The following is a 21,345-nucleotide window of genomic DNA, read 5'->3' as shown; positions in this document are numbered from 1 at the left end:
TATGTATCGACTCAACAATGCAGCCGACAACTCTGGCCTTGATTCTGACGAGCGTTTTTCCGCGCAAGCAATTTCACACATGGCGCAAAATAAAGATAAAAAAAGTAGCAAGTACCTATTCAATCGCCAGTTCATTTCCCACCTCAAATTTATCCATATTTTGAGACTTAGATCTATACAAGCGAGAGCATTAACTCGGAGATATACAACATTAAAAACTTTATCGCTCTCTAATACTCTCATCAAAATGAGCCTGCAATGGACTCAAGAAATACTCAATTATTCGCCGTTTATCAGTCTTCACTTCCACCGTAACTCCCATCCCTGGCTCGAGAGCAAGTCGCTCCCCTTCAACCAACAAATAGTCCTGCGCGAGGCGAATCTTCGCGTTATAAATTAGCCCGCGCTTCTCGTCTTCAATAGCATCCGACGATACACTCTCCACCTTACCGTCGATCACCCCATACTTGGTGAACGTAAAAGTTTCTACTTTCACTGCGACCGTTTGCCCCTTGTGAACAAAGCCAATATCTTTATTTTCCAATATGGCTTCCACCTCCATCTGCTGCCCAGACGGTACTAGGGTCAACAGCGGCTGTGCAGACGTCACCACTCCACCCACAGTGTGCAAATTCAACTGCTGCACTGTGCCGTCAATGGGCGCCTCCAATGTCGTCAGGTCATTCCGATAGGCTGCCTTAGTAAAATCCTGACTCAGTGACGTCACTTTCTGATCCGCCTGTTGCAACAGGTCGAGCATCGCCCGCCGCGATTGAGCAACGACACCCGCCCGGCGGCGCTCCGCTTCCTGGCGCGCCGCCGAAGACTGCAGCAAGCTAGCTTGCTGCACGCTCAACTGTCGCTCGATGTCCAGTCTGGCCTGCTCCTTCTCCAGATAGGCATGTCGCGCTATGAATTGTTTTTCCAGTAAATGCTGGTAGTCGTCCGCCAGCTTGGTGACTATGGGTAAAGTTTTCTGAAGACTGGCGACCTGGCCCCGCGCCGACTGCATATCGGCCTGACGCTGAGTGATTTCGACGTCAGCGGTATCAAGACTGCTACGGTATTCTTGGTACTGTCCTTGCAACCAGCGCTCGGCTGCTATGACGTGCTCAGGATCGCCTCCCTGAATCGCGCCGGTCAGCAGCTTGGGGGCGCGCTGCTGGTCGATGGCATCGAGCATGGCGTTTGCTCGGGCGCTGTCGATACGGGCGGCCAACAGATCACTTTCCACCCGTCCCACGTCGGCTTCGGCGGTAGTGGAGTCTAGTTCCACAAGCAATTCACCGGCCTTGACCTCTTGGCCGTCATGGACATGGATGGCTTTGACCACCGCTGTTTCACTGGACTGAATAACCTTGCTCTTACCTGTAGGGATGATCTTGCCGGTGGCAGTGGCCACGACATCGATCTTCCCGATGCACGCCCACGATAGAGCTAAAGCTGCAAAAGCCATAATGGCCCACATGAACACGCGGGGGGCCGGGTGAGTAGGCTGCTCCTGCAACTCCAGAGCCGCGGGTAGGAACTGCAGTTCATGCGCTAGGCGCCGCGGCGCGACCATGTCCCGCCGGGATTTCCAGGACTGGCGCCAAGCGTAGCGGTAGCGCTGCAGCAAACCGGTTGTTTTTGCATCAGACATGACTGGCTCCCTGCTGCAAACGATGCAAGCGAGAGTAGTGCCCAGCCTGATGCGCCAGTAATTCGGCATGTGAGCCCTGTTCGACAATCTGTCCACGGTCCATCACCACAATGCGGTTGGCGTCACGCACTGCCGAAAGCCGGTGGGCAATGATGATCACGGTGCGGCCCTGGCAGATGTCTTTCATGTTCTGCTGCACCACGCGCTCGGACTCGTAGTCCAGTGCACTGGTTGCCTCGTCAAAGATCAGGATCCTTGGATTGCCCATCAACGCGCGGGCGATAGCTATCCGTTGGCGCTGGCCACCGGAGAGCAGGGCGCCGTGCTCGCCTACCATAGTGTCGTAGCCCTCAGCGAGTTCGAGGATGAACTCGTGGGCACCAGCCAGCTTCGCCACCCGTATAACCGACTCAAGTGGCGCGCCAGGATCGGTCAGGGCGATGTTGTCGCGGATGCTGCGGTTGAAAAGCATGTTGTCCTGCAATACCACACCAATTTGCCGGCGCAGTGAGGAAACATCTGCCAGTGCTAGGTCCATGCCGTCCACGAGCACACGGCCGCGCTCCGGTACATAGAGTCGTTGTAGCAAACGGGTTAAGGTGCTCTTACCCGAACCCGAGCGCCCGACAACACCTATCACCTCACCCGCACCAATGTCGAGGTTAATGCCCCGCAAAATCTCCGAACCGTCGGGGCGGTAACGGAAATGCACTAGATCAAACTCAATACGACCTCGTATCGGCGGTAACGGGCTGCGGGCGGTTTGGGAAATTTCGGTACGGGTGTTTAGGATATCGCCCAGGCGTTGCACGGAAACACCGGTCTGTTGAAAGTTGGTCCACAGCTGCGCCAGTCGCATAATAGGTTGCGCCACGCGACCAGCAAGCATGTTGAAGGCCACCAGTTGACCCACCGTAAGTTGCCCGTCGATCACCATCCGAGCACCGAACCAGAGTGTGGCCACGGTTACCAGTTTGCCGATCAAGGACACACTTTCATTGGCGATGTTCGAGAGGGTTTGGGTCTTGAAGCCTGCGGCCACGTAGCCGGCGAGTTGGTTATCCCAGTTGCGAATTGCCTGGGGTTCCACAGCCATCGACTTCAGGGTATCAATGCCATTCACCGTCTCGACCAAAAATGCTTGGTTCTCCGCACTGCGGGAGAAGCTGTCGTTCAGGCGAGCTCGCAGCATTGGCGTGACCAGCACCGAGACTAAGATATAAAGCGGCAGTGAAAGCACCACAATCAGCGTCAACCAGCCGCTGTAGTAAAACATCACCGCCAGGAACACTACAGAGAACAGAACGTCCGGCAGCAGCGTGATCGCGTTGCCCGTTAGGAAGCTGCGGATATTTTCTAATTCGCGCACCCGAGCCACCGAGTCGCCCACCCGTCGTGCCTGGAAATACGCCAAGGGAAGAGTAATCAGATGACGGAAGAGTTTGGAGCCCAGCTCGACGTCAATACGGCTGGCGGTATGCGCGAACACGTAGCTTCGCAAGCCTGACAAAGCTGACTCGAACAGCATCACTACAACCAGTCCTATGGCGATGACATCCAAAGTTGTTAGGCCGTGGTGAACCAACACTTTGTCCATTACCACCTGGAAAAACAACGGCGTAACCAGCGAGAACATCTGTAACACGAAGGACACCAACAGTACTTCACCGAGCAGCTTGCGGTACTTGACGATGGCAGGGATAAACCAGGTGAAGTCGAAACGCGAGGACGCTCCAGCGTTACCTGCTTGAGAGCGCAGTAAGACCAACGTGCCAGACCACCGCTTTTCCAACTCTTCGATGGTCAAGACTTCAGGACGCTGTGAGTGTGGGTCGTGGATCAGAACCTTGCCATGCTCCACACGCGCGATAATGAAATAGCCGTCATTAATATCAGCCGCGATCGCCGGCAATGGTGTGCGATCAAGGCGATCACTACTGGTTCTGGCAACTTTGGCTTGCAGGCCGAGCTTTCTCGCAGCCAACAAGATTTCCGCTTCACCCATCGGACGTCCGGGAGTACAGAACTCATGGGCCAGTTGGTCAGCCGAAACGGCAACGCTATGAAACCGAGCTAGCATGACCAACGCAGCTATGCCTGAGTTGAATTGCTGCGCTCCTTCAGGCTGAGCAGCAGCCGGTTTTTCTTCGTCCATTGCACATCCTTGCTGCGACTGAAACGGCCTGACTGCTAACTTGACATCATTTCAACATCATTGAGTGTATTCGCTAGTAACAATTTATCTACATAAGATCCAAGATATTCACAGCCGTCTGTCGGCACCTTTTACAGGCGCTATAGAGGGCAGAAAATCTCGGTCAGGATCGTAGTCTTGCTTCAGGAATGCAGACAGCTGGCTCAGGTCCGCCGGGCTCAAGCTGCCTGCGGCTTGCTTGAGCTTGAGCTTGAGGTTGTCAAGGATGTAGTCGTACCGCGCGTTGTTGTAGTCGCGTACGGCAGCGTAAAGTTGGCGCTGAGCATTCAATACATCGGCGATATTGCGCGAGCCGATATCCACTCCCACTTGGTTAGCTTCCACCGATTTTTGACCTGAGAGGATGCTTTGCCGGCGCGCGCCAATTTGCTCTATGTCAGCGTTGATTCCGCGGAATGCATTATGGGTATTGAGCACCACTTCACGCACACGATCCTCTCGTTCGTCCTGGCTCTGGTAGAGCCGCTCGGTAGACTCCGAAACCTGGGAGCGAGTCATGCCACCGGAATACAAAGGGATGTTCAGTTCTAAACCAATGGAACTCTGAGCGGCATTTCCGCGGTAACCGTTGGTACCGTAATCAGTTGGGTTGCTGTAGCCGAAACTGTCGTTGTCACCCTTGCGATAGGACGCGACTATGTCAACAGTAGGTGCATAGCTGGCCTTACGCTGATGCAGGGTCTGCTGTGCAGCTTCCACCACTCGGTCATTCGCTTGCAATTGCAGATTCTGCTTTATAGCGGTCTCGACCCACTGTTCTGAATCATTGGGCACCGGCGCTTCAACCGGCATCTGATGAACCACGCCAGCAATAGAATCATAGGACTGCTTCGTTAAGCGAAGGAGTGCCTCGAAGGCATCATCAACCTTGCGCCGTGCCAATTGACTATTGGCCCAGGCGTTGTCATAAGCCGCCTGGGCATCATAAACGTCGGTGATACTCGATGCGCCGTCTTCAAGTCTCCCTTGGGCCTGATCCCGTTGACGCAACATTGCTGCTTGCTCCGCTTTGGCAGCTGCCAAGCCGTCGAGCTGGCGTAGGGTTTCGAAGTACGCCTGAGCGGCGTTAAACACCATCGCCTGCTCTTTAACCGACAGTTCCAACTCCGCTTGGGCTGCTCCCGCCTGAGCGGCCTTGAGTTGATACCAGCGGTCAATGCGAAACAATGGCTGGCTCAGGTTTGCCCTAAAAATCGTACCGCTGCGCTCACGCGAAAGTGATGGCTCATCGCGCGCCAGCCGAGTTGTTTCGCTTGTCGCCCCCACGGTTAACTCGGGTAGTAACCTCGCGCGGGCTTGGGGCACGGCTTCTAGCTGGGCGCGATAGGCATGGCGAGCAGCGGAAAGTTGGGCATCATTCTCGCTGGCGGCTTGGTATACCCCCAAAAGATCGGCGTGAGTTGTAGGCGTTAGGGTACTAGACAGGGCATCGGGGCTGAAGAGCAGAGCGATTGAAAGCGCAACGCCCAGTTGGACGACGGTATACATTCCTTTGTATTCCCAAAACGAGAGCCCAGGGACAGGCGTTGTATGGAATGGCAGAATGCCTCTATCAAGACTTTCGGCGCAACGAGTAAAAGCTTGAGTAACATTTCAGATGAAGATCGGTGAAAACCTCATCTCGGAATCGTACCGCCCCTGGCGAAGCGCTCATCCATAGATGCTCTGGCACCATGCGTTATCACTTCGGCCTTTTAGGCTTGGGAGGTGCCACGGTATCCATATACTTAAGGAAAGCGTCCCCTTTCTCCTCATCAGTCAGATTCGTGACCGGAGCCCGACGGCGCGGTTTGACTGCCTGAGGCGCGTCCATGCCGAGAGCTTCCATATCTTTGACCACTGCTCGCTCTTTTTTGGTCAACGAGGAGTGGAAGACCGTGGCAATGACACGTTCGTGACGATCAGCACGAGTGAAATTCACGACGTTTGTCTTCATCGCAACAGGCAGACCGAAGGGGCATTGCAAATCCTTGTGCTTCTGCTTTTTGCGACTGCTCAGTGCCTGAAGCTGCAGCTCTTCTACCTCACCGGCGCTTGCCGTGTACGCTGCAGCACGGTATGCACGAGTGATATCGAACAGGTTCACGCACTGCCGGCCCGCGTTGCGACATTCCACATATGCCAGCTTCAAAAGCAGCACCACCAATCGCTTGATACCAAAAGTACAGCGGTACAGCTCAATGGCCAGATCATCAATGTCGGCCTTTATGTAGCCGTTGCTCACTCTGAGACATTCAGCGACATAATTCAGCCAATCCGCGCTGCCAGGCTCGTCCGGCAACATGATTCGGGGATCAGCGAGCAGGCGTTGCTTGTCCTCGCTGTTTCGACCAAGCAGCTTGTGAGCCAAGCTGTAGTTGCACACAAAAACCATCGGCAACCCAATGGCTGCCATGGTCAGTAAAATGTCAGTCACCTTTGCAGCTCCAGAGCCAGCGTTGGTGTGTTGCATCTCTTCCAACACCGCGAGCGAAATGCCATCTCTGTTAGCCCTTCGACGGGATTCCTTTAAAAGCTGAGCGACGGTGGTCCTTCCGATTCGGTCGCCATCTCCGAAAACAAAATCTTCAAGCAGCGCCTTGCCGCTCGCTCTACCCCGCGCACTCGCATACCAATGTGACACCAAGGTCACGGAGCCTTCGTACAGGTCACACGAAAACTCCATTGGCAGCGGCAATACCTTGCGTAAGGCAGCAATTGTCTGGCTTTTTCCAACTCCAGCTAGACCCGTGAGGCAGACTGGAGAGACTTCGACCTCGGGCGGAAAGCGGTCGGCCGAGAGAACAATGGACGTTTCACGCAGCCTTTCTGAAGGTAGGAGAAGAGCAATCGAATGAAGAATAGTGATGCTGTAAACCACTTTTTTGAGTTGTTAACCTCACTGACTTACAAAAAAAAATCGGTTTACAGGAGTTTAAAAAACTTAGTGAGCGACCGGTCAGTTTCACAACCAAAACTGCAGGCCTACCATCCTCAGCTCACCGAGTATGGCGGCTTACGACTAGCCATTCGGCGAAGCAATGCCGTCGATATCGCCCTCCAGGAATCAGTCACAACACTGCACCTTTGCCCTTCCCGACTGGACGAACGCTTTGGCAGGCGGCGTGCTCAACGAGCCCAATCGCCGAAGGGAGCATCGGCCTCAATGTAGCGTGCTGCCGACTGCACATCGCGCCAGCCGACATACTCCATCAACGCCTTGCTGCTCCACTGGTTGCGACTGGCCCAAGTAGCAAAGCCGCGGCGCAGAGAATGCGCGGTGTAACCCTCGCCAGCAACACCGCTGCGCACAAACGCCAGACGCAAAATACGCGAGAGACTATTCGGATTGACTCGCCCCTCCGCTAGGTGGCCCCAGCGATCGATGGCGCGAAACACCGGCCCTTGCTTGATGCCACTGACCGCCAGCCAGTGCTGGTAGGCGTCCACTGGGCAGAGCCGCTTCAGGGCCGGTACCACCAAGGTACGGCCGCGGTGATCGCGATCGGTCTTGCTGCTGGCGAGGAAGATTTCCAACTCTTGCCCTTCGCGCAACTGAATATGCTCGACACGCAGCCGGCACAGTTCGTCGCCACGCAGCGCACGCCAAAAGCCGATCAGGAGCAACGTCTGGTCCCGCGCCGCGCGCAACCGTACCGCCAACTGATCGGAGGTCAGCTGCCCCTCCAAACCCTTGATGCACGCGTCCAACATCTGTAACTGCAGCACTTCCGCCTGCTTGATAGGTTGCGGATGCAGCGCCTGAATACCGCGCAAGACATCGCGCACCCGCGACGCCTTGGTCGGGTCGGCGAAGCCGTGCTGCTGATGCCACTGAGCCAATGCCGCCAGGTGCGTGCGCAGGGTGTTGCTGGCCAACTGTGCACCATAGGCGGCCAGGTAGCGCACGACGCTTTCACTGGAGGCCGGCAGCACCCCGCCCCACTCCGCTTCAAAGTGTTCAACGGCTTGCGCATAGCGGCGCAGGGTGCTGTCGCGTCGCGCCGCTTGCAGGTACCGCTCGGCTGAATCGCTCACCCCACCTCCCGCATACCGCCTTTCCGGAACCCTGCGCCGAAAAAGGCTTATCACGTTCAAGAATTCAGCATTCTCGAACGCCAGTCCGTCCGAATTCCTGCCGTCCCAAAGGCAGGGTTACAGCTGTAATTGCATACTCCGTAAACCAATACGAAATCGTCGGAGTCAGGCCATGGCACGCGGAGGCATCAACAAGGCGGTGGTGCAAATCGCCCGCGAAGCGCTGCTCGCCCGCGGCCAGCACCCGAGCATCGACGCGGTGCGCGTGGAGCTGGGCAACACCGGTTCGAAGAGCACCATTCAGCGTTATCTGAAGGAGCTCGGCGCCCGAGAGCAGGCGCAGCCGCCCACCCCCGACGAGGAACTGCACAGCTTTGTCGCCGGTTTAAGCGCTCGCCTCACCGTGCTGGCCGAACAGGCGGTCGCCGAGGATCGCCAGCGCCTGCAGCGGGATCGTTCGGCGTATGAGCAGCAGCGGCTGCAGCACCAGGCGCAAATCGATCACCTGCAGAGCGCTTACGCCGGCCTCGATCGTGAGCTGCAGGCCCTGCGTGAGCACGAACGAACACTCCAGGAGCAACTGCGCCAAGCGGACGGCGAATGCCAACGTTTGGGCCAGCTGCAACACGACCTGAACCAGCTGTTGATCGAACGGGCGGCGCACCTCCAGTCATTGGAGGACAAGCACCGCCAAGCGCGCGAGGCGCTGAAGCACTTTCGCCAAGAGCATCTGACCCAGCGTGAGCAGGAAACCCAGCGTCACGACGCGCAAGTGCAGCAGTTGCAACACGAGTTGCGCGCATTACGTATCGGCCTATCGGACAAACAGGATGAACTCGCCCGCCTGTTCCAGGACAACGAACGGCTGGTCGGTGAACTGCGCCACCAGGGCCAGCAAGATCGCCAACGTGAACGTGCACTGCAGCAGTTGCGGCAACAACACCAGGACGCGGAAGTCCGCGAGCACAGCGCGCAGGCGCGGGTCCAAACGTTGACCAGCGAGCACGCCGGTCTGCGCGAACGGGTCAAGCGTCAGGTGCTCACGGAACGGCAGATCCGTCGCGAGTTAAGGCTCCAGCGGCAACAGGTCACGCGCTTGCAGGATCTGCTCAGCCACAGTACGCCGCCGTCATCGATGGCTGGAGAGAGCTAGGCTTCCTTTCGCCGACCAACAGCCGCCGAAGCCGACCCTCACCATCACGGGCGAGGGTTAACACAACGACCACCCGCGACCGCGGGTCCCTGCCCCCCATCGCGAACTGGTCACGTCGATGTTGTTTGAGCCTCGCCTCGACTTTCAGGGCAATCTGTGGCGGAAGTTCAACCGGCACCGGTGGACCGACCAGCACTGAGGCGTTTTGCCGCTGAATTTCTTGATCGGGCCGGTAAAGCTGCACAAGGGTAGATGCGTAAAGGTCCCAACCGCAGATCCACCCCTGATAGCGCATCCAGTTACCGTAGTGGTTGAAGACTTGGCAGGCCTGCTCAAAGGAAGCGAAGTCGGAAGGCCAGCCATCGATGTCTTTGAGCAAATCGCGCTCATACAATTTGTTCAGTAACTCGTATAGGGGCTCGCGGATGAAGCAGCACGGTTCAGCCATGCACACGAGGAGTAGGTAATTCAGAAAATGCTCGCGCAACCAACGACGATGGGATTTGAATTGGATGGATTTCGAGCCCAAAAGGGCGAGCACACAACCCAGGTTGCGCCAGTCAGGGCAGGCAGACAGGCGATGCATCAGAGAGGTGCTATGCGTCGGAAGCAGGCAGCCATTTTTCAGGTGCAGCATCTGCGCTAGTTGATCGGTGCAGAGGCGCTCATCCCAGAGTGTACTCAGGACGATCCACAACGAATTGCTCCGGACGGACCACAACGCGGGAAAGTCCATCAGCAACTCCTTCAAACACGCGTCGTGAAGCTCACTGCCCGTCAGCAACCGCGGCCACTTGTTGTTACGGGCCAAGTCTACCAACGGATGATGCTGGTGTGACCACTCGCAGCCACATCGCGCCAAGGCCGGTCCATTGTGCGGACATCCAAAGCAACTGCACAAGTCGTGAGCAAACACGCAGCCCCTCAGCCGACGGATCACCAATGAACAAGTCATGGCACAGCCTCCTTTGCAGCTTTCAACACCTGCAGTGAAGCACACTAGTGACCGAAGAAAGCGTGATTGCAGCGGCAAACGCAACATGTGTTGATAACACGGAGCAAAAAGACACTCGACATCAACAAGATAGGACCCGCTCTTCAACAACTGTTTGGACGTCGATCTGCATTAAAAAATGGCGTTGAATAATATTAACAACGCAGTGACATCAGCAAACCTCTGCCACGTGCTGAGAGCGCCACTATTATGAGCACCATACTTGATCGGTATCGTTTACGGAGAGAAGCAACTGCACTTCGCGTCAGTGCAGAATTGGCTTTTCGCGCGCCTCGCTTACTGCTCCCGCTGTCGATCTCTCCGCCCCCATCAATCACCCAACCTGAGCACGACGAAGCGCTGCGCCCCCCCTTTTCTTTGCGAACAACGCTGTCGCTGGCCAACCTCCATCACTGCCCCTATCCCTCTCGACAGGCCAGCACGCCCCCCAACCTGAATTTGTTTCGCCGGGATAGTTTCGTGTTCGCGGGGGATTCTTCTCGCGGCCACGGACACCACTTGATCAGCTACTTGCTAAGCGCGCTCGGGATGAAGGTCAGCGTCGAATTGCTGTCGAAATGGGCGCCCGACGTCCATATCAACGAACCTATGAGTGGATGCCCGCAAGTCCTAATAGTGTCCGATACACAGACACGCTTTGTAATCGGGCTACGCATTTGCGCCAGGGTAATTAGAAAGGTCGAAGCCTTGGCGAATCATCCCAATAGCCGGCCTGGCCGAGCTCGCGCCGGCATCAACAATTACCCACGGAACGGGCAGACTTTCCCCCGAGGCGAAGCAGGCAGCTCAACGTTGCCAGGTAAATGCATCGCTGTGTCGGCGCTATCACCTGGACAATGGAAGCGAGTTCCCCAATGCCCGTTCGAAAAGTTTACTTCAAGGCCTTGGCGGTGAGTGATGTGGACCAATCATCGCCAGCACTCTCGGAGCCCAACCCATGGTTACTCCATATGATCGACATGCGCCACATGCGGGCTATACGCTCGAACCGAGCAGACCGTTGGCGTTTGGAAAACCCCGCAAGCTGGTGACCTTCGTTGCCTCGCGCAAGAACCAAGTCTCCATAGGCTGCGAGACCTTACTGGAGGCTGATTTTTGCATTCATCTGGAATATCAAGCAGCTATCGCCGCCTACCAATCGCAGCCCTTCACCATCTGCTTCACCGGGTCGAAATCCCGCTATACCCCTGACTTTCTTGCAACACTGGTGGACGGTGGCCAGGTTGTGTACGAGGTGAAAAGCTGCGCGGGTGCTCGCAATCGAAGATGGCAAACACGGCGTGCCGTACTTGAGCAACTGTTCAGCCGAAACGGCTTGCGGTTCGAATGCGTTGAAGAGCGTCAGTTTTGCCATCCTGTCCAGATCCAAAACCTTCGCACGCTTTACCATTTGGGCTACAACGGCAGCCTCGCCAGGGTGCCGTATATGCTTCGCCTGCTGCATGACCAACCACAAGGGTTTGCGTCGATAGCGTTTTTGCTGAAACAGGGGGTTTCGCAGGCTGACATCACCTGTGCGCTGTTTCATCAACGGCTGCATTGCAACCTGCAACGCCCGCTGAACTTACTCAGCCGCGTGTGGTGAATGTGATGAACAGTCTGGAGCTCAATGTCGGCGAGCATTACCAATATTGCGGTTCCGATTACCAGGTGGTCGCGGCCCAAGGCAATCGCTATCAGCTGCGCTCGCTGAAATTCAGCAAACAAATCGTGATTCAGTCGTATGAGCGCTTGGTGCGGGCCTGGCGGAATGGCACCTTGGTCAAAACCCAGGAGGCACCGTTTGCTCCGCGGGTGGAGCTGATCGTCGACGCATTGAATGCACACCAGCAGACCACCATGGCTAAACGGCTGCGGTATGTACTACCCGTGATGGAGCGCTGGGGCGGCCATCTGCCTCGCCAGCCGGTGCTGACTTTGCTCTCCGAGATTGCCGAACAGAGGGGCGAAGCGAGACCGAGCTACGGTGCCCTTTACCTATGGATAAGAGCCTACCTGAGCATGGGCGAAAATAAGCTCGCTCTCGTACCCCGAACCCGGAGTTCGCCAATCCGGCGTGTTTTCAGGCAGCCAGAGGTTGTGCAAGAACTCATCCAGCTCAACTTGGCTCAATTGTTCTTTAAGCCTACGCCGTGCAAGAAAACCGACCTTATTAGTGCCATCCAATGCTCAATTAACGCCTGCAACGAAAAACGGCCTCCACACGATCAGCTCGCCTGTCCGTCGATCAGTACGCTGTACCGAATCATTACAGAATTGGACCGGTACGAGACCGACCACTATCAGCTCGGTTACTGCCAAGCCATCAAAAGGCAAAAATGGAGTAAAAAATGTAGGCGGCCATTGGAGCTCTTCAACCTCGTCGAGGGCGATACCCATGAACTCGATGTGGAAACCGTCGATGAGAACGGCCACTTGACCGGACGCCTTTACTTGACTGCGCTGATTGAAGTGAGAACCAGGGTAATCACAGGATGGGACATCTCCTACAACCCGCCCAGCACCGAAAAGACGATACGCGCGCTGAAACATTCACTGTTGAGTAGTAATCCCTATGGAGGACTGGCTCGCCGTTATCGTTTGGACAATGGAAGCGAATTCGCCAATGCCCGTTTGAAAAGCGTCCTTCAGGACCTTGGCAGTGACGTGACCTACTGTGAACCGGGTAATCCGGATCAAAAACCGCACATCGAAAGTTTCTTCAAGACCTGGACCACATCCATCGCCCATTGCATGCCCGGCACGACATTCTCGGGGCCAAATCCTTATGACTCCGAAGCCAATGCCACCCTCACCTTGGAGGACGTCATGAAAAATTTCGAAGATTGGCTCGTTACTGCCTACCATCCAGGATTCCAAGATGGCTTGGGCAAATCACCCCTGGAAGCCTGGGACGAGGACCAAGCCAATACTCTCGCGTTCGAATGGAAAAGGTACAACGAGGAAGACCTTAATCGCCATCTGCTGTGTGTCGCTTACGTCAAACCCAACAATGGCCGGCTGCGCTTCCAAGGACTCGCCTGGACTGGCCCAGCAGTGAGTTATCTGGCCACCCAGTATTCCGGAAAACCTAGGTCGCTGCGGCTGCTCTATGACATTTCCGAACTGGGCAAGGCCTGGGTCTGCGACCCTAATTCTCCAAACGAACTCTTCGAAGTCATGCCGGTTGATCCCGATTATCAAAAGGGTTTGACCATGCACCTTCACGAAATGATCAAGGCCCGGCTCAGAGCCAGAAAGCAATCACGAAACTACAGTGCCGCACGCGAGGCGCGGGTTCAGATATTACGAGAACTGGCCAACGCGAAAACCAAAACTGAATGGAAAACACGGAAACGCGCGGAGGAGCGTGGCGACTTCAACGCTTGGTCGAGCTTGCCCGCCCCTTCAGCGGCTAGGGAGGATGACAGCAACAGACGTTATCAATTCCACCCTGATACCCCACCGGATTATGCGAGCGTGGTGACCAAACATGCTCGATGAATCGAAAGCTCAAGCCATGGTCGAATTCAATAAACAGACCGTGTTCTTTCCCAGCTATCAGTTCGCCTACTCCCAGCTTTCCAAAGCCGTGGAAGCCACTGAAATACGTAAAACGGCAAGCTGCGCCTTCATCATCGGGCCGTCCGGCTCCGGAAAATCTCGTCTGTGCGAGCTGTTCACCGATACCTTTAATCCGCCGTATATAGAGTGCGATAAAGACGGCATATTCAAAATTATAACCGCGCTCTACTGCATCGTTCCCGCTCCGGTGACGATCAAGGGGATTTGCACCACGCTACTCAAAGCGCTGGGTGTTTACCCGCCGCACGGCGACGTGCATGCGCTTAACGAACTACTCCTAGATCGTCTAAAAAAATGCCGGGTCAGAGTCATAATCTTGGACGAAATCCTGCGCTTGTTGAACCCGGAAGCGGAGAAAGCACGCGGCGTGACCTTGGATTGGCTGGTAACACTACTGAGCAAGAGTGAGATCCCCATCATGCTAGCAGGCACCGAAGAGTGCAAACTTCTGCTTAAGGAACAGAAAAAACAAAGTTTTTCACCGTTCATCAGAAGATACTGCTACGTCGCGTATCTGGAGCATTTCAAGTTCAGCGAGCTCGAAACCTCTGAGTACTACATGACGCTTAAGGTTCTTGATCAGCAGTTATTTAAGCTAATGAAGTTCGAAGGCGATGTTCATCTCCACGATCTGATGATCATGGCGCCGCTTTACGTTGCGAGCGTAGGAAGCCTGGAATACCTTCGACAAACCGTACACGAAGCGGTTATCTGTGCCTTAACCCGTAACTCAACTACTCTCACCCGCCAGGACTTCTTCGAGGCCTGCCAATGCCTGAATCTCCCCAAACAGCTCAGTGAGGCAACCAATCCGTTCACTTTGACGCTGAGTGAGTGTCTAGCGTTGATAACGGCGTACACCAATGAACAAGCTAATCTTCGTACCAATTCCGCTCGCTGAAGAAAGCCCATACAGCTTGATCAGGCGGGTAACACTGTTTCACGGATTTCACACGATTGGTCAATTCAGTAGCCACTGCGTGGGTGAATCAGCTGTACAACACATTGCAGTAACCCAGTCATCAGCGATCGCTCAATTTTTAGCAGAAGAGGCGGGGACCTATGCCCCTGCAGTACTCAGTGGATTTTACAAAACTGTAAACCGCGCCCAGACGATGAATTTGTTGGTCAGCGGAATTGAAATACCAAGCATTTATCTAAGGTTACGTTCTTTTGTGTACTGTGACGGCTGTTTCGAAGAGGGCTGGCAACGCCAAATTCAAGACATAAAACTTGCAGAATTTTGCCCATATCACCAGAAAAAATACTTGGCGCACTGCCCCGCATGCGGTGGAGATTTTAAGTGGTGGCATGCTCTACATGGCAAATGTCACTACTGCGGGGTTGTCCTTAAGTGTACTCCCTGCACTGCCCAGGACTGCAGGCATGAACAATATCTTGTGCAGAGTTTGAAGACCCACGATCAAGCTTACCTTGACAAGGTTATGAGAATTGCTCGCAATTTGGGAAGTGTTATGCAAAAAAAACCTACCGCCCCCGAGGCCAGCCGCTGCCAGATTAATGAAGCAGCTATGTTCATTGCGAATAATGATGCGCACGGAATTCTGCAACACCTAACAGCGTTACATAGTATATATCCCGATATCGATAAGTCTTGGATAGCCGCCCGTTTCTCAGGTTTCAAGAGCCCTGAAGTGAATGAAGCTATAAATTCCTTCATGAAAAGGACATCGTTTTCTCAGGACAGCATCCAGAGCGATACACCTTTTCTATTAACGGCCGGACAAGCCAGACGAAAAATGCAAGCGGAGGGCTTACGCTTCGCCAGCATAAGCCGGATATGCCAAAGCGTTAACGCAACGAGAAAATTCTTTACCAATGATGACATTTTTGCATTATCTCTAGCGCTTGAAGAATATCACGCCAAGAGTGCTGGACGTTTACCCATCGCACAGTCAGAGATGTGGACTACCAAAGAGGTCGCAAGGCGGCTAAATGTAAAACCGGACGTCGTACAAACTTATTCCAGAGATGGTTTATTGCCATTCTATTGCGGCAAGAAGGGCAGGAAATTTTTTCTTCCAGCTGACGTGGATTGCCTACTCGATCGACTCCAACCTCCGCACTACATTGCAGCAACCTGTGGCGTTAAAGTCATAAAAATCCGCAAAGCCATTCTCGAATCGCAAGTTGAACCCAGCTACAATGCCGAACTCCACTGGTCGTACTGGCTATTTACCTCAGAAGACATCCAGTCAATCAAGCTAAGGTTGGCACACAAAAAATCACGAGCCACGGAAGCGTTTCCGCTAATTCTACCAAACCTCCCAGCTGATCCAGTTTTTTTCGCAAAATTCCTGAGCTATGCGCAGACCGCGAAATCACTTCGAATTGAAAAAGCAGCCGTTCATGAGCTCATAAAGTGGCATTACTTGAAAAACTGCTACATATCCGTGAAAAAAATCTACATTCCTAAAACGGAAATACAAAAATTCAAACAAAAATACTTAAATAGCAAAACCACAAGCAAAACTCTGAAAATCTCTGTAAACCGCCTGGCCGATGTGCTGCAGTTTTTTGGCATCCAGCCACTAATATTTCCCGCCACAACACAATCTCGAACCACTGCCATCTATAGAAAAAAAGAAATTTCAAAGTTTGCCATTCACCTAAGCACAGAAAAACCTACGGAAAATCAAAATTACCTGAGCATTACTATAGCCGCTAAACGTGCACAAGCTTCCGAACACACCCTTAGAGCCCTGGCCTATCGCAATGTACTCTCTCACGTAGCGGGTAAGTCATCGTTTTATTTTCGGCCCAGCGTTCTGGATCTGTTTCGGAAGAAATTTTCGATTATTGAAACACTGCTGGCCCCAATGGGCTTTCCGTTAAGACCAACCCCTAGACTTATCGAGAAGCTGTACAAATATGACACCAAAGAAATACCACCCAGGACCAATACGGCGGAATTCTATCGAAGCAGCGCCTTCATACTCTCGTATCTAAATTCAGAGACACCAATTGATTCCCCTATTTCAACCAAAATAAAAAGAGCGGCACATTTTTTCCGCCCTAAGGTACCAACTCTCCCGCCCGATTGCATATTGCTCAGCGTTGCCCTTGAACAATTCCGAATCAGCTACAACGATTTTTATGACACGTTTTTAAAGAAAGGCTTTGTGTCACTAATCAGACATGAGAGGGAAAAATACCTAAACAGAAAAGATTTTGATAAGTGCCAACACATCCTCGCTTCGCACATCACCTGCGCAATGGCCGACAGATTGGTTTTCAACAACTCCGGAACTAGTCGATGCTTGATTAGAAGAAGCATTCTGATAGGAGAACACCTATCCAATTTTATCACCAAACCATTAATACAGCGGGACATGATATCGAATTACCTTATCAACCACCCCGTAAGTTCTTATCTCAAACTCAAATAATCACAAGCGCATTTAATACTCAATCGAGCAGGGTGTCACTATCCTCTCCCAACATCACATCGATCTCCAACCACGACACTTCTTCAAGCCGTTCGCACCCGATCTCTGCTCGCCACGCCCCCTGCCACTTTTAAACTTTACCCACATAGGACTAACTCAGTCACTGGGCAGTATTAAGCCGTGAACCTCCTACGGCCACCCGACAGCACTTTCACTCGTATAAGTTTTCGCCTAACAATATTCATCAGTATTATTTTTTTTGAAAACATGCATTTCAAGGCTTCATGAATTTCGCACCAACCACGGTCTGCCATATCAACCTGAACAGAAATTGATCGGAAAGACCTGAGTGAACTGGTCAGTGCTATAAAGGCCGTACTGTCAGGTTACAACTATTTCCCAAGTCAGGCCTTGAATCCTGTTCGCTGTGATGACGCACGTTTCGCCGACCTGGAACTGTTCAAGTCAGTCAATGACCGGGAACTGATGGTATTGCAACTCTTTGCCCAAGGCCGCACCAACAAGGAAATTGCCAAAGGCATGTTTCTGAGCAACAAGACTGTCAGCACTTATAAAAAACGCCTCATGCAGAAACTCAAAGCCAAATCCCTGGTTGAACTCATCGATATGGCAAAACGCAACGCGTTAGTGTGAGAAACAGGATGCCCAGTCGTATAAAGGATTATCTGACACTCATGGCCGCAGGATTATGCCTCACCGCCTCAGTGGCCGCTGCGCAGACCGTCAGCGAGAACTACACCCTGATGAGTCGCTCGATGGCCGGACACCAGGAAGTCCAACTGGATAAATCACAACGACAATGGATTGAGAATAAACGGGAACTGATCCTGGGCACGTCAGCCCCGGACTACCCCCCTTTCGACCTGACCATCAGTGGTCACGACTACGAAGGTTTTACCGCCGATTACGCGGGCATCCTCGGTAAAACAACCGGTTTGCCAATCAAGGTTCTGAGATTTTCGTCCCGGGAGGCCGCTATAGAGGCACTCGAAAACGGCGAGATCGATTTGCTGGGGACCGCCAATGGATTCGAAGCTCACAACGCTGACATCGTACTTTCCACCCCCTACGCCGTAGACCAGCCGGTTCTGGTGACGCGCGAAGGTGAAACCAGATCCTTGACCGATGGCCTGGCCGGTCTGCGCCTGAGCATGGTGTATCACTATTTGCCGCTGGAGGAGGTCAAGGCAATGTATCCGAGGGCGATCATCACGTCCTTTCCGTCCTACCAGAATGCGATCAATGCCGTTGCCTTCGACCAGGCTGACGTTTTTCTGGGTGACACCATTTCCACCCATTACATGATCAACAAGGGGTATCTGAACAACATCCGCATGGCCAACTTCGGCAAACACGAAGCCCACGGTTTCAGCTTTGCCGTGCACAAGGACAACCCGCAACTGCTCGGGATCATCAACGCAATGCTCATGGCCATCCCCACCAGCGAACGAGACAACATTGCCAAGCGCTGGAGTGCCGGCAGTGACATGCTGCTCACCGATCAAAAACTGCAGCTCACCCACAATGAGGAACGCTGGCTGGCACAACACCCGGTAGTGCGTGTGGTGGTCAATGAGGCTTTTGCGCCGCTGACGTTTTTCGACAGTGATGGCAACTTTCGTGGGGTTACCGCCGACTTGCTCGAGCTGATCAGATTGCGCACCGGTTTGCGCTTCGACGTCCGTCGCAGCCGCAGTGATGACGAGATGATCGAGCAGATCAGGGACAATAAGGCCGACTTGATCGCCGCCCTGCTCCCCAGCGCCCAACGTGAATCTACGCTGAACTTCACCCGCCCCTACCTGCAAAACTCTTTTGTCCTGTTGACTCGCAAAGCCGCCGACAGCCCGACAAGCCTTGCGCAGTTGCAGGACAAACGCCTGGCAATCGCCCAAGGCAATCCCCTGGTGGATTACCTGCGCAGCGAGTTCCCGCGGATCAGGCTGATTGAAACCCCGGACACGTTCAGCGCCGTGGAGTTGCTGGCCGAGGGCAAGGCAGAAGGTGCGGTGAATTCACTGGTGATTGCCAACTACTTCATCTCATCGCAGCTCTTCGAGCACACCCTTCAAATCAGTACCACCATCGGTACCCGGCAGGCTGCGTTTTCCCTGGCCACAGGCCGAGATGCCAAAGAACTGAACGCCATCCTCAACAAGGCACTGCTGAGCATTGCGCCGGAAGAACTGGGCATCATCAACAGCCGCTGGCGCGGCTATTCGGCGTCCTCGCAAAGTACCTGGCGCAACTATCACCGACTGTTCTACCAAATCGTTATCGGTGCCGGGGTGCTGCTGCTGATTTCCGTTGCCTGGAACGCTTACATGCGTCGCCAGATAAAGCAGCGTCAGGCAGCCGAGCGTGCATTGAACGATCAACTCGAATTCATGCGCTCACTGGTCAACGGGACGCCTCATCCCATCTACGTCCGCGATCGTCAGGGGCTGCTGCAAAGCTGCAACGACAGTTACCTGGAAGCCTTCTGCGCGAGACGTGAAGACGTCATCGGCAAAGGCGTCATGCAAGGCAATATGAGCAATGCGTTCGAAGCCCGGGAGTATCAGGCCGATTACCAGCGCGTCGTGGCCGAGGGCATACCGCTGATTCTCGATCGCGCGCTGCACATCGGCGGCCGCAGGCTGACGATTTACCACTGGATTCTTCCCTACCGTGATTCGAGCGGTGAAGTACAAGGCATCATCGGCGGCTGGATCGACATCAGCGAACGGCGGCAACTGTTCGATGATCTGCGCTATGCCAAAGAACGCGCCGATGAAGCCAACCGTGCCAAAACCACGTTTCTGGCGACCATGAGCCATGAGATCCGCACCCCGATGAATGCGGTCATCGGCATGCTCGAACTCACGCTGAAACGCATCGATCATACGCACCCGGATCGCTCGGCCATCGATGTGGCGTACAACTCGGCCAAGGACCTGCTGGAGCTGATCGGGGACATTCTCGACATTGCACGGATTGAATCCGGACGGCTGAGCCTGAGCCCTGAACGGGTCAATCCAAGTGAAATCGTGGCCTCGGTGGTGCGGGTCTTCGATGGACTGGCGCGCCAGAAAAGCCTGCGGCTGCAGCTGGAATTTCGCCCTGCCAATCCAGGGTTTGATGTCCTGTTGGACCCGATGCGCTTCAAGCAGGTGCTGTCCAACCTGGTGAGCAACGCCATCAAATTTACGGAGCGCGGCCAAATCAGGATCATCGTCGACCTGCACCCAACCGCCGAGCCTGAGCGGGTCCGGATGCTGTTGCAGGTACACGACAGCGGCATAGGGATCAGTGAACAGGATCAGCGGCGGCTGTTCGAACCTTTCGCTCAAGCCGATCACTGCGGGCAATCAGCCAGAGGCGGTGCGGGGCTTGGGCTGGTGATCAGCCGCAGCCTGTGCGAAATGATGGGCGGCAGCCTGCAATTGAGCAGCCAGCCGGGTGTCGGCACTCAAGTCGAGGTGTCGTTGCATCTGGCAACACTGCCGCTCGAGCAGAAGCCAGAGACTGTTGAAGCGCAAATCCACACCACGACACCCCCGTTGAATGTTTTGGTGGTCGACGATCACCCCGCCAATCGCTTGCTCATGTGCCAGCAACTGGAGTTTCTGGGCCACCGATTCAGCGTCGCGCCGGATGGCAAGGCGGGATTTGAGGCATGGGAAGCCGAGCCGTTCGATCTGGTGATTGTCGATTGCAACATGCCGATCATGAACGGATACGAACTGGCCCGCGCCATTCGCCGACAAGAACAAAAAACGCATCGCCCGCCCTGTACCGTGCTGGGTTTTACCGCCAACGCACAACCGGAAGAAATACAACGCTGCAAACAAGCCGGGATGGACGACTGCCTGTTCAAGCCCCTTACCCTGACAGCCTTGAGTCAGTGGTTTGAAGGTATCAGGCCAACCGTCCGCGATCCCGCGTTCAGCCTGCAAGGACTGCGTCTTTTGACCGGTGGCGATCCGGTATTGGACCAGCGACTGTTGACCGAACTGTTGAACAGCAACCGTCTGGACCGACAAGAACTGCTGGCGCTGTCCCCCTCCAAAGAACCTCAGCCATTTCTCGACGTCGCCCACAAAATCAAGGGCGCCGCCCGAATCGTCCAGGCTTCCCGGGTGATCGACAGCTGCGAGGCGCTGGAAAAGGCCTGCCATGAAGTGTTTCATCACGACGAAGTGGCCGATTGCAGCAAGGCGATAGAGCGCGCCATGCTCGAATTGGAGCAAGCATTGCAGCAACAGATCGGCCAAAACGACAAAAGCAGAATGACAGAGCCTTAACTATGCTTGGACGCTGAGCAGT

Annotated in this window: 12 protein-coding genes and 1 pseudogene; 7 read left to right on the top strand and 6 right to left on the bottom strand. The window is 54.4% G+C overall.

From position 1 onward, the window contains the following. Positions 1 to 220: 220 nt before the first annotated feature. The 5 genes from E3W21_RS09135 to E3W21_RS09115 all read right to left on the bottom strand — a co-directional run bounded on the left by E3W21_RS09135 (position 221) and on the right by E3W21_RS09115 (position 7,874). Complete coding sequence (locus tag E3W21_RS09135) at positions 221 to 1,642, bottom strand: HlyD family type I secretion periplasmic adaptor subunit (RefSeq protein WP_134419145.1); 1,422 nt, start codon at positions 1,640 to 1,642, stop codon at positions 221 to 223. Continuing rightward, positions 1,635 to 3,797 (bottom strand): type I secretion system permease/ATPase, encoded by a 2,163-nt coding sequence (locus tag E3W21_RS09130; RefSeq protein WP_134419144.1) that lies wholly within the window; start codon positions 3,795 to 3,797, stop codon positions 1,635 to 1,637. The genes E3W21_RS09135 and E3W21_RS09130 overlap by 8 nt, the downstream gene beginning before the upstream one ends. 108 nt (positions 3,798 to 3,905) lie before the next feature. Next, positions 3,906 to 5,345, bottom strand: coding sequence for a TolC family outer membrane protein (locus E3W21_RS09125; protein WP_134419143.1), 1,440 nt, complete (start codon positions 5,343 to 5,345; stop codon positions 3,906 to 3,908). A gap of 193 nt (positions 5,346 to 5,538) precedes the next feature. Then, a complete protein-coding gene (locus tag E3W21_RS09120) occupies positions 5,539 to 6,717 on the bottom strand; it encodes a transposase (RefSeq protein WP_134419142.1) in 1,179 nt (392 codons plus the stop codon). 248 nt (positions 6,718 to 6,965) lie between these two features. After that, positions 6,966 to 7,874 (bottom strand): site-specific integrase, encoded by a 909-nt coding sequence (locus tag E3W21_RS09115; protein WP_134419141.1) that lies wholly within the window; start codon positions 7,872 to 7,874, stop codon positions 6,966 to 6,968. A gap of 172 nt (positions 7,875 to 8,046) precedes the next feature. Between E3W21_RS09115 and E3W21_RS09110 the strand changes: the two genes are divergently transcribed. Then, positions 8,047 to 9,027 carry a DNA-binding protein gene (locus E3W21_RS09110; protein ID WP_134419140.1) on the top strand — a complete coding sequence of 327 codons (981 nt, stop codon included), beginning with the start codon at positions 8,047 to 8,049 and terminating at the stop codon, positions 9,025 to 9,027. On the opposite strand, the gene E3W21_RS09105 is transcribed toward E3W21_RS09110, so the two are convergent. Beyond that, the gene (locus tag E3W21_RS09105; protein ID WP_256661537.1) at positions 8,984 to 9,763 is read right to left on the bottom strand and encodes a hypothetical protein; all 780 of its coding nucleotides are present in this window, start codon (positions 9,761 to 9,763) and stop codon (positions 8,984 to 8,986) included. The genes E3W21_RS09110 and E3W21_RS09105 overlap by 44 nt on opposite strands. 1,216 nt (positions 9,764 to 10,979) lie before the next feature. Between E3W21_RS09105 and E3W21_RS09100 the strand changes: the two genes are divergently transcribed. From E3W21_RS09100 to E3W21_RS09075, 6 genes and pseudogenes are all read left to right on the top strand, one after another. Continuing rightward, entirely contained in the window at positions 10,980 to 11,627 is a 648-nt protein-coding gene (locus tag E3W21_RS09100) for a TnsA endonuclease N-terminal domain-containing protein (RefSeq protein ID WP_134419139.1), read from the top strand. Positions 11,628 to 11,632: 5 nt separating this feature from the next. Then, on the top strand, positions 11,633 to 13,525 hold the full coding sequence (locus E3W21_RS09095) for a DDE-type integrase/transposase/recombinase (RefSeq protein ID WP_134419138.1): 1,893 nt from the start codon (positions 11,633 to 11,635) through the stop codon (positions 13,523 to 13,525). Further along, complete coding sequence (locus E3W21_RS09090) at positions 13,515 to 14,507, top strand: ATP-binding protein (RefSeq protein ID WP_134419137.1); 993 nt, start codon at positions 13,515 to 13,517, stop codon at positions 14,505 to 14,507. Before E3W21_RS09095 ends, E3W21_RS09090 begins: the two co-directional genes overlap by 11 nt. Beyond that, a complete protein-coding gene (locus tag E3W21_RS09085) occupies positions 14,470 to 17,016 on the top strand; it encodes a TniQ family protein (RefSeq protein WP_134419136.1) in 2,547 nt (848 codons plus the stop codon). The genes E3W21_RS09090 and E3W21_RS09085 overlap by 38 nt, the downstream gene beginning before the upstream one ends. A gap of 336 nt (positions 17,017 to 17,352) precedes the next feature. Continuing rightward, positions 17,353 to 17,670, top strand: a pseudogene (locus E3W21_RS09080) (LuxR C-terminal-related transcriptional regulator); the annotation flags it as partial. Between the two features lie 8 nt (positions 17,671 to 17,678). After that, a complete protein-coding gene (locus E3W21_RS09075) occupies positions 17,679 to 21,323 on the top strand; it encodes a transporter substrate-binding domain-containing protein (RefSeq protein WP_134419135.1) in 3,645 nt (1,214 codons plus the stop codon). Positions 21,324 to 21,345 lie beyond the last annotated feature (22 nt).

This window comes from Pseudomonas sp. F01002 (assembly GCF_004402115.1).
In the GTDB taxonomy this organism is placed as follows: Bacteria; Pseudomonadota; Gammaproteobacteria; order Pseudomonadales; family Pseudomonadaceae; genus Aquipseudomonas; species Aquipseudomonas frigoris.
The sequence above is the reverse complement of the archived record's forward strand: the minus strand, read 5'-3'. Positions and strand labels throughout refer to the sequence as shown.

Coding starts and splice junctions, on each gene's coding strand:
- E3W21_RS09135 (WP_134419145.1), bottom strand. CDS start 1,642: ATGTCTGATGCAAAAACAACCGGTTTGCTGCAGCGCTACCGCTACGCT.
- E3W21_RS09130 (WP_134419144.1), bottom strand. CDS start 3,797: ATGGACGAAGAAAAACCGGCTGCTGCTCAGCCTGAAGGAGCGCAGCAA.
- E3W21_RS09125 (WP_134419143.1), bottom strand. CDS start 5,345: ATGTATACCGTCGTCCAACTGGGCGTTGCGCTTTCAATCGCTCTGCTC.
- E3W21_RS09110 (WP_134419140.1), top strand. CDS start 8,047: ATGGCACGCGGAGGCATCAACAAGGCGGTGGTGCAAATCGCCCGCGAA.
- E3W21_RS09105 (WP_256661537.1), bottom strand. CDS start 9,763: ATGGACTTTCCCGCGTTGTGGTCCGTCCGGAGCAATTCGTTGTGGATC.
- E3W21_RS09100 (WP_134419139.1), top strand. CDS start 10,980: ATGGTTACTCCATATGATCGACATGCGCCACATGCGGGCTATACGCTC.
- E3W21_RS09095 (WP_134419138.1), top strand. CDS start 11,633: ATGAACAGTCTGGAGCTCAATGTCGGCGAGCATTACCAATATTGCGGT.
- E3W21_RS09090 (WP_134419137.1), top strand. CDS start 13,515: ATGCTCGATGAATCGAAAGCTCAAGCCATGGTCGAATTCAATAAACAG.
- E3W21_RS09085 (WP_134419136.1), top strand. CDS start 14,470: ATGAACAAGCTAATCTTCGTACCAATTCCGCTCGCTGAAGAAAGCCCA.
- E3W21_RS09075 (WP_134419135.1), top strand. CDS start 17,679: ATGCCCAGTCGTATAAAGGATTATCTGACACTCATGGCCGCAGGATTA.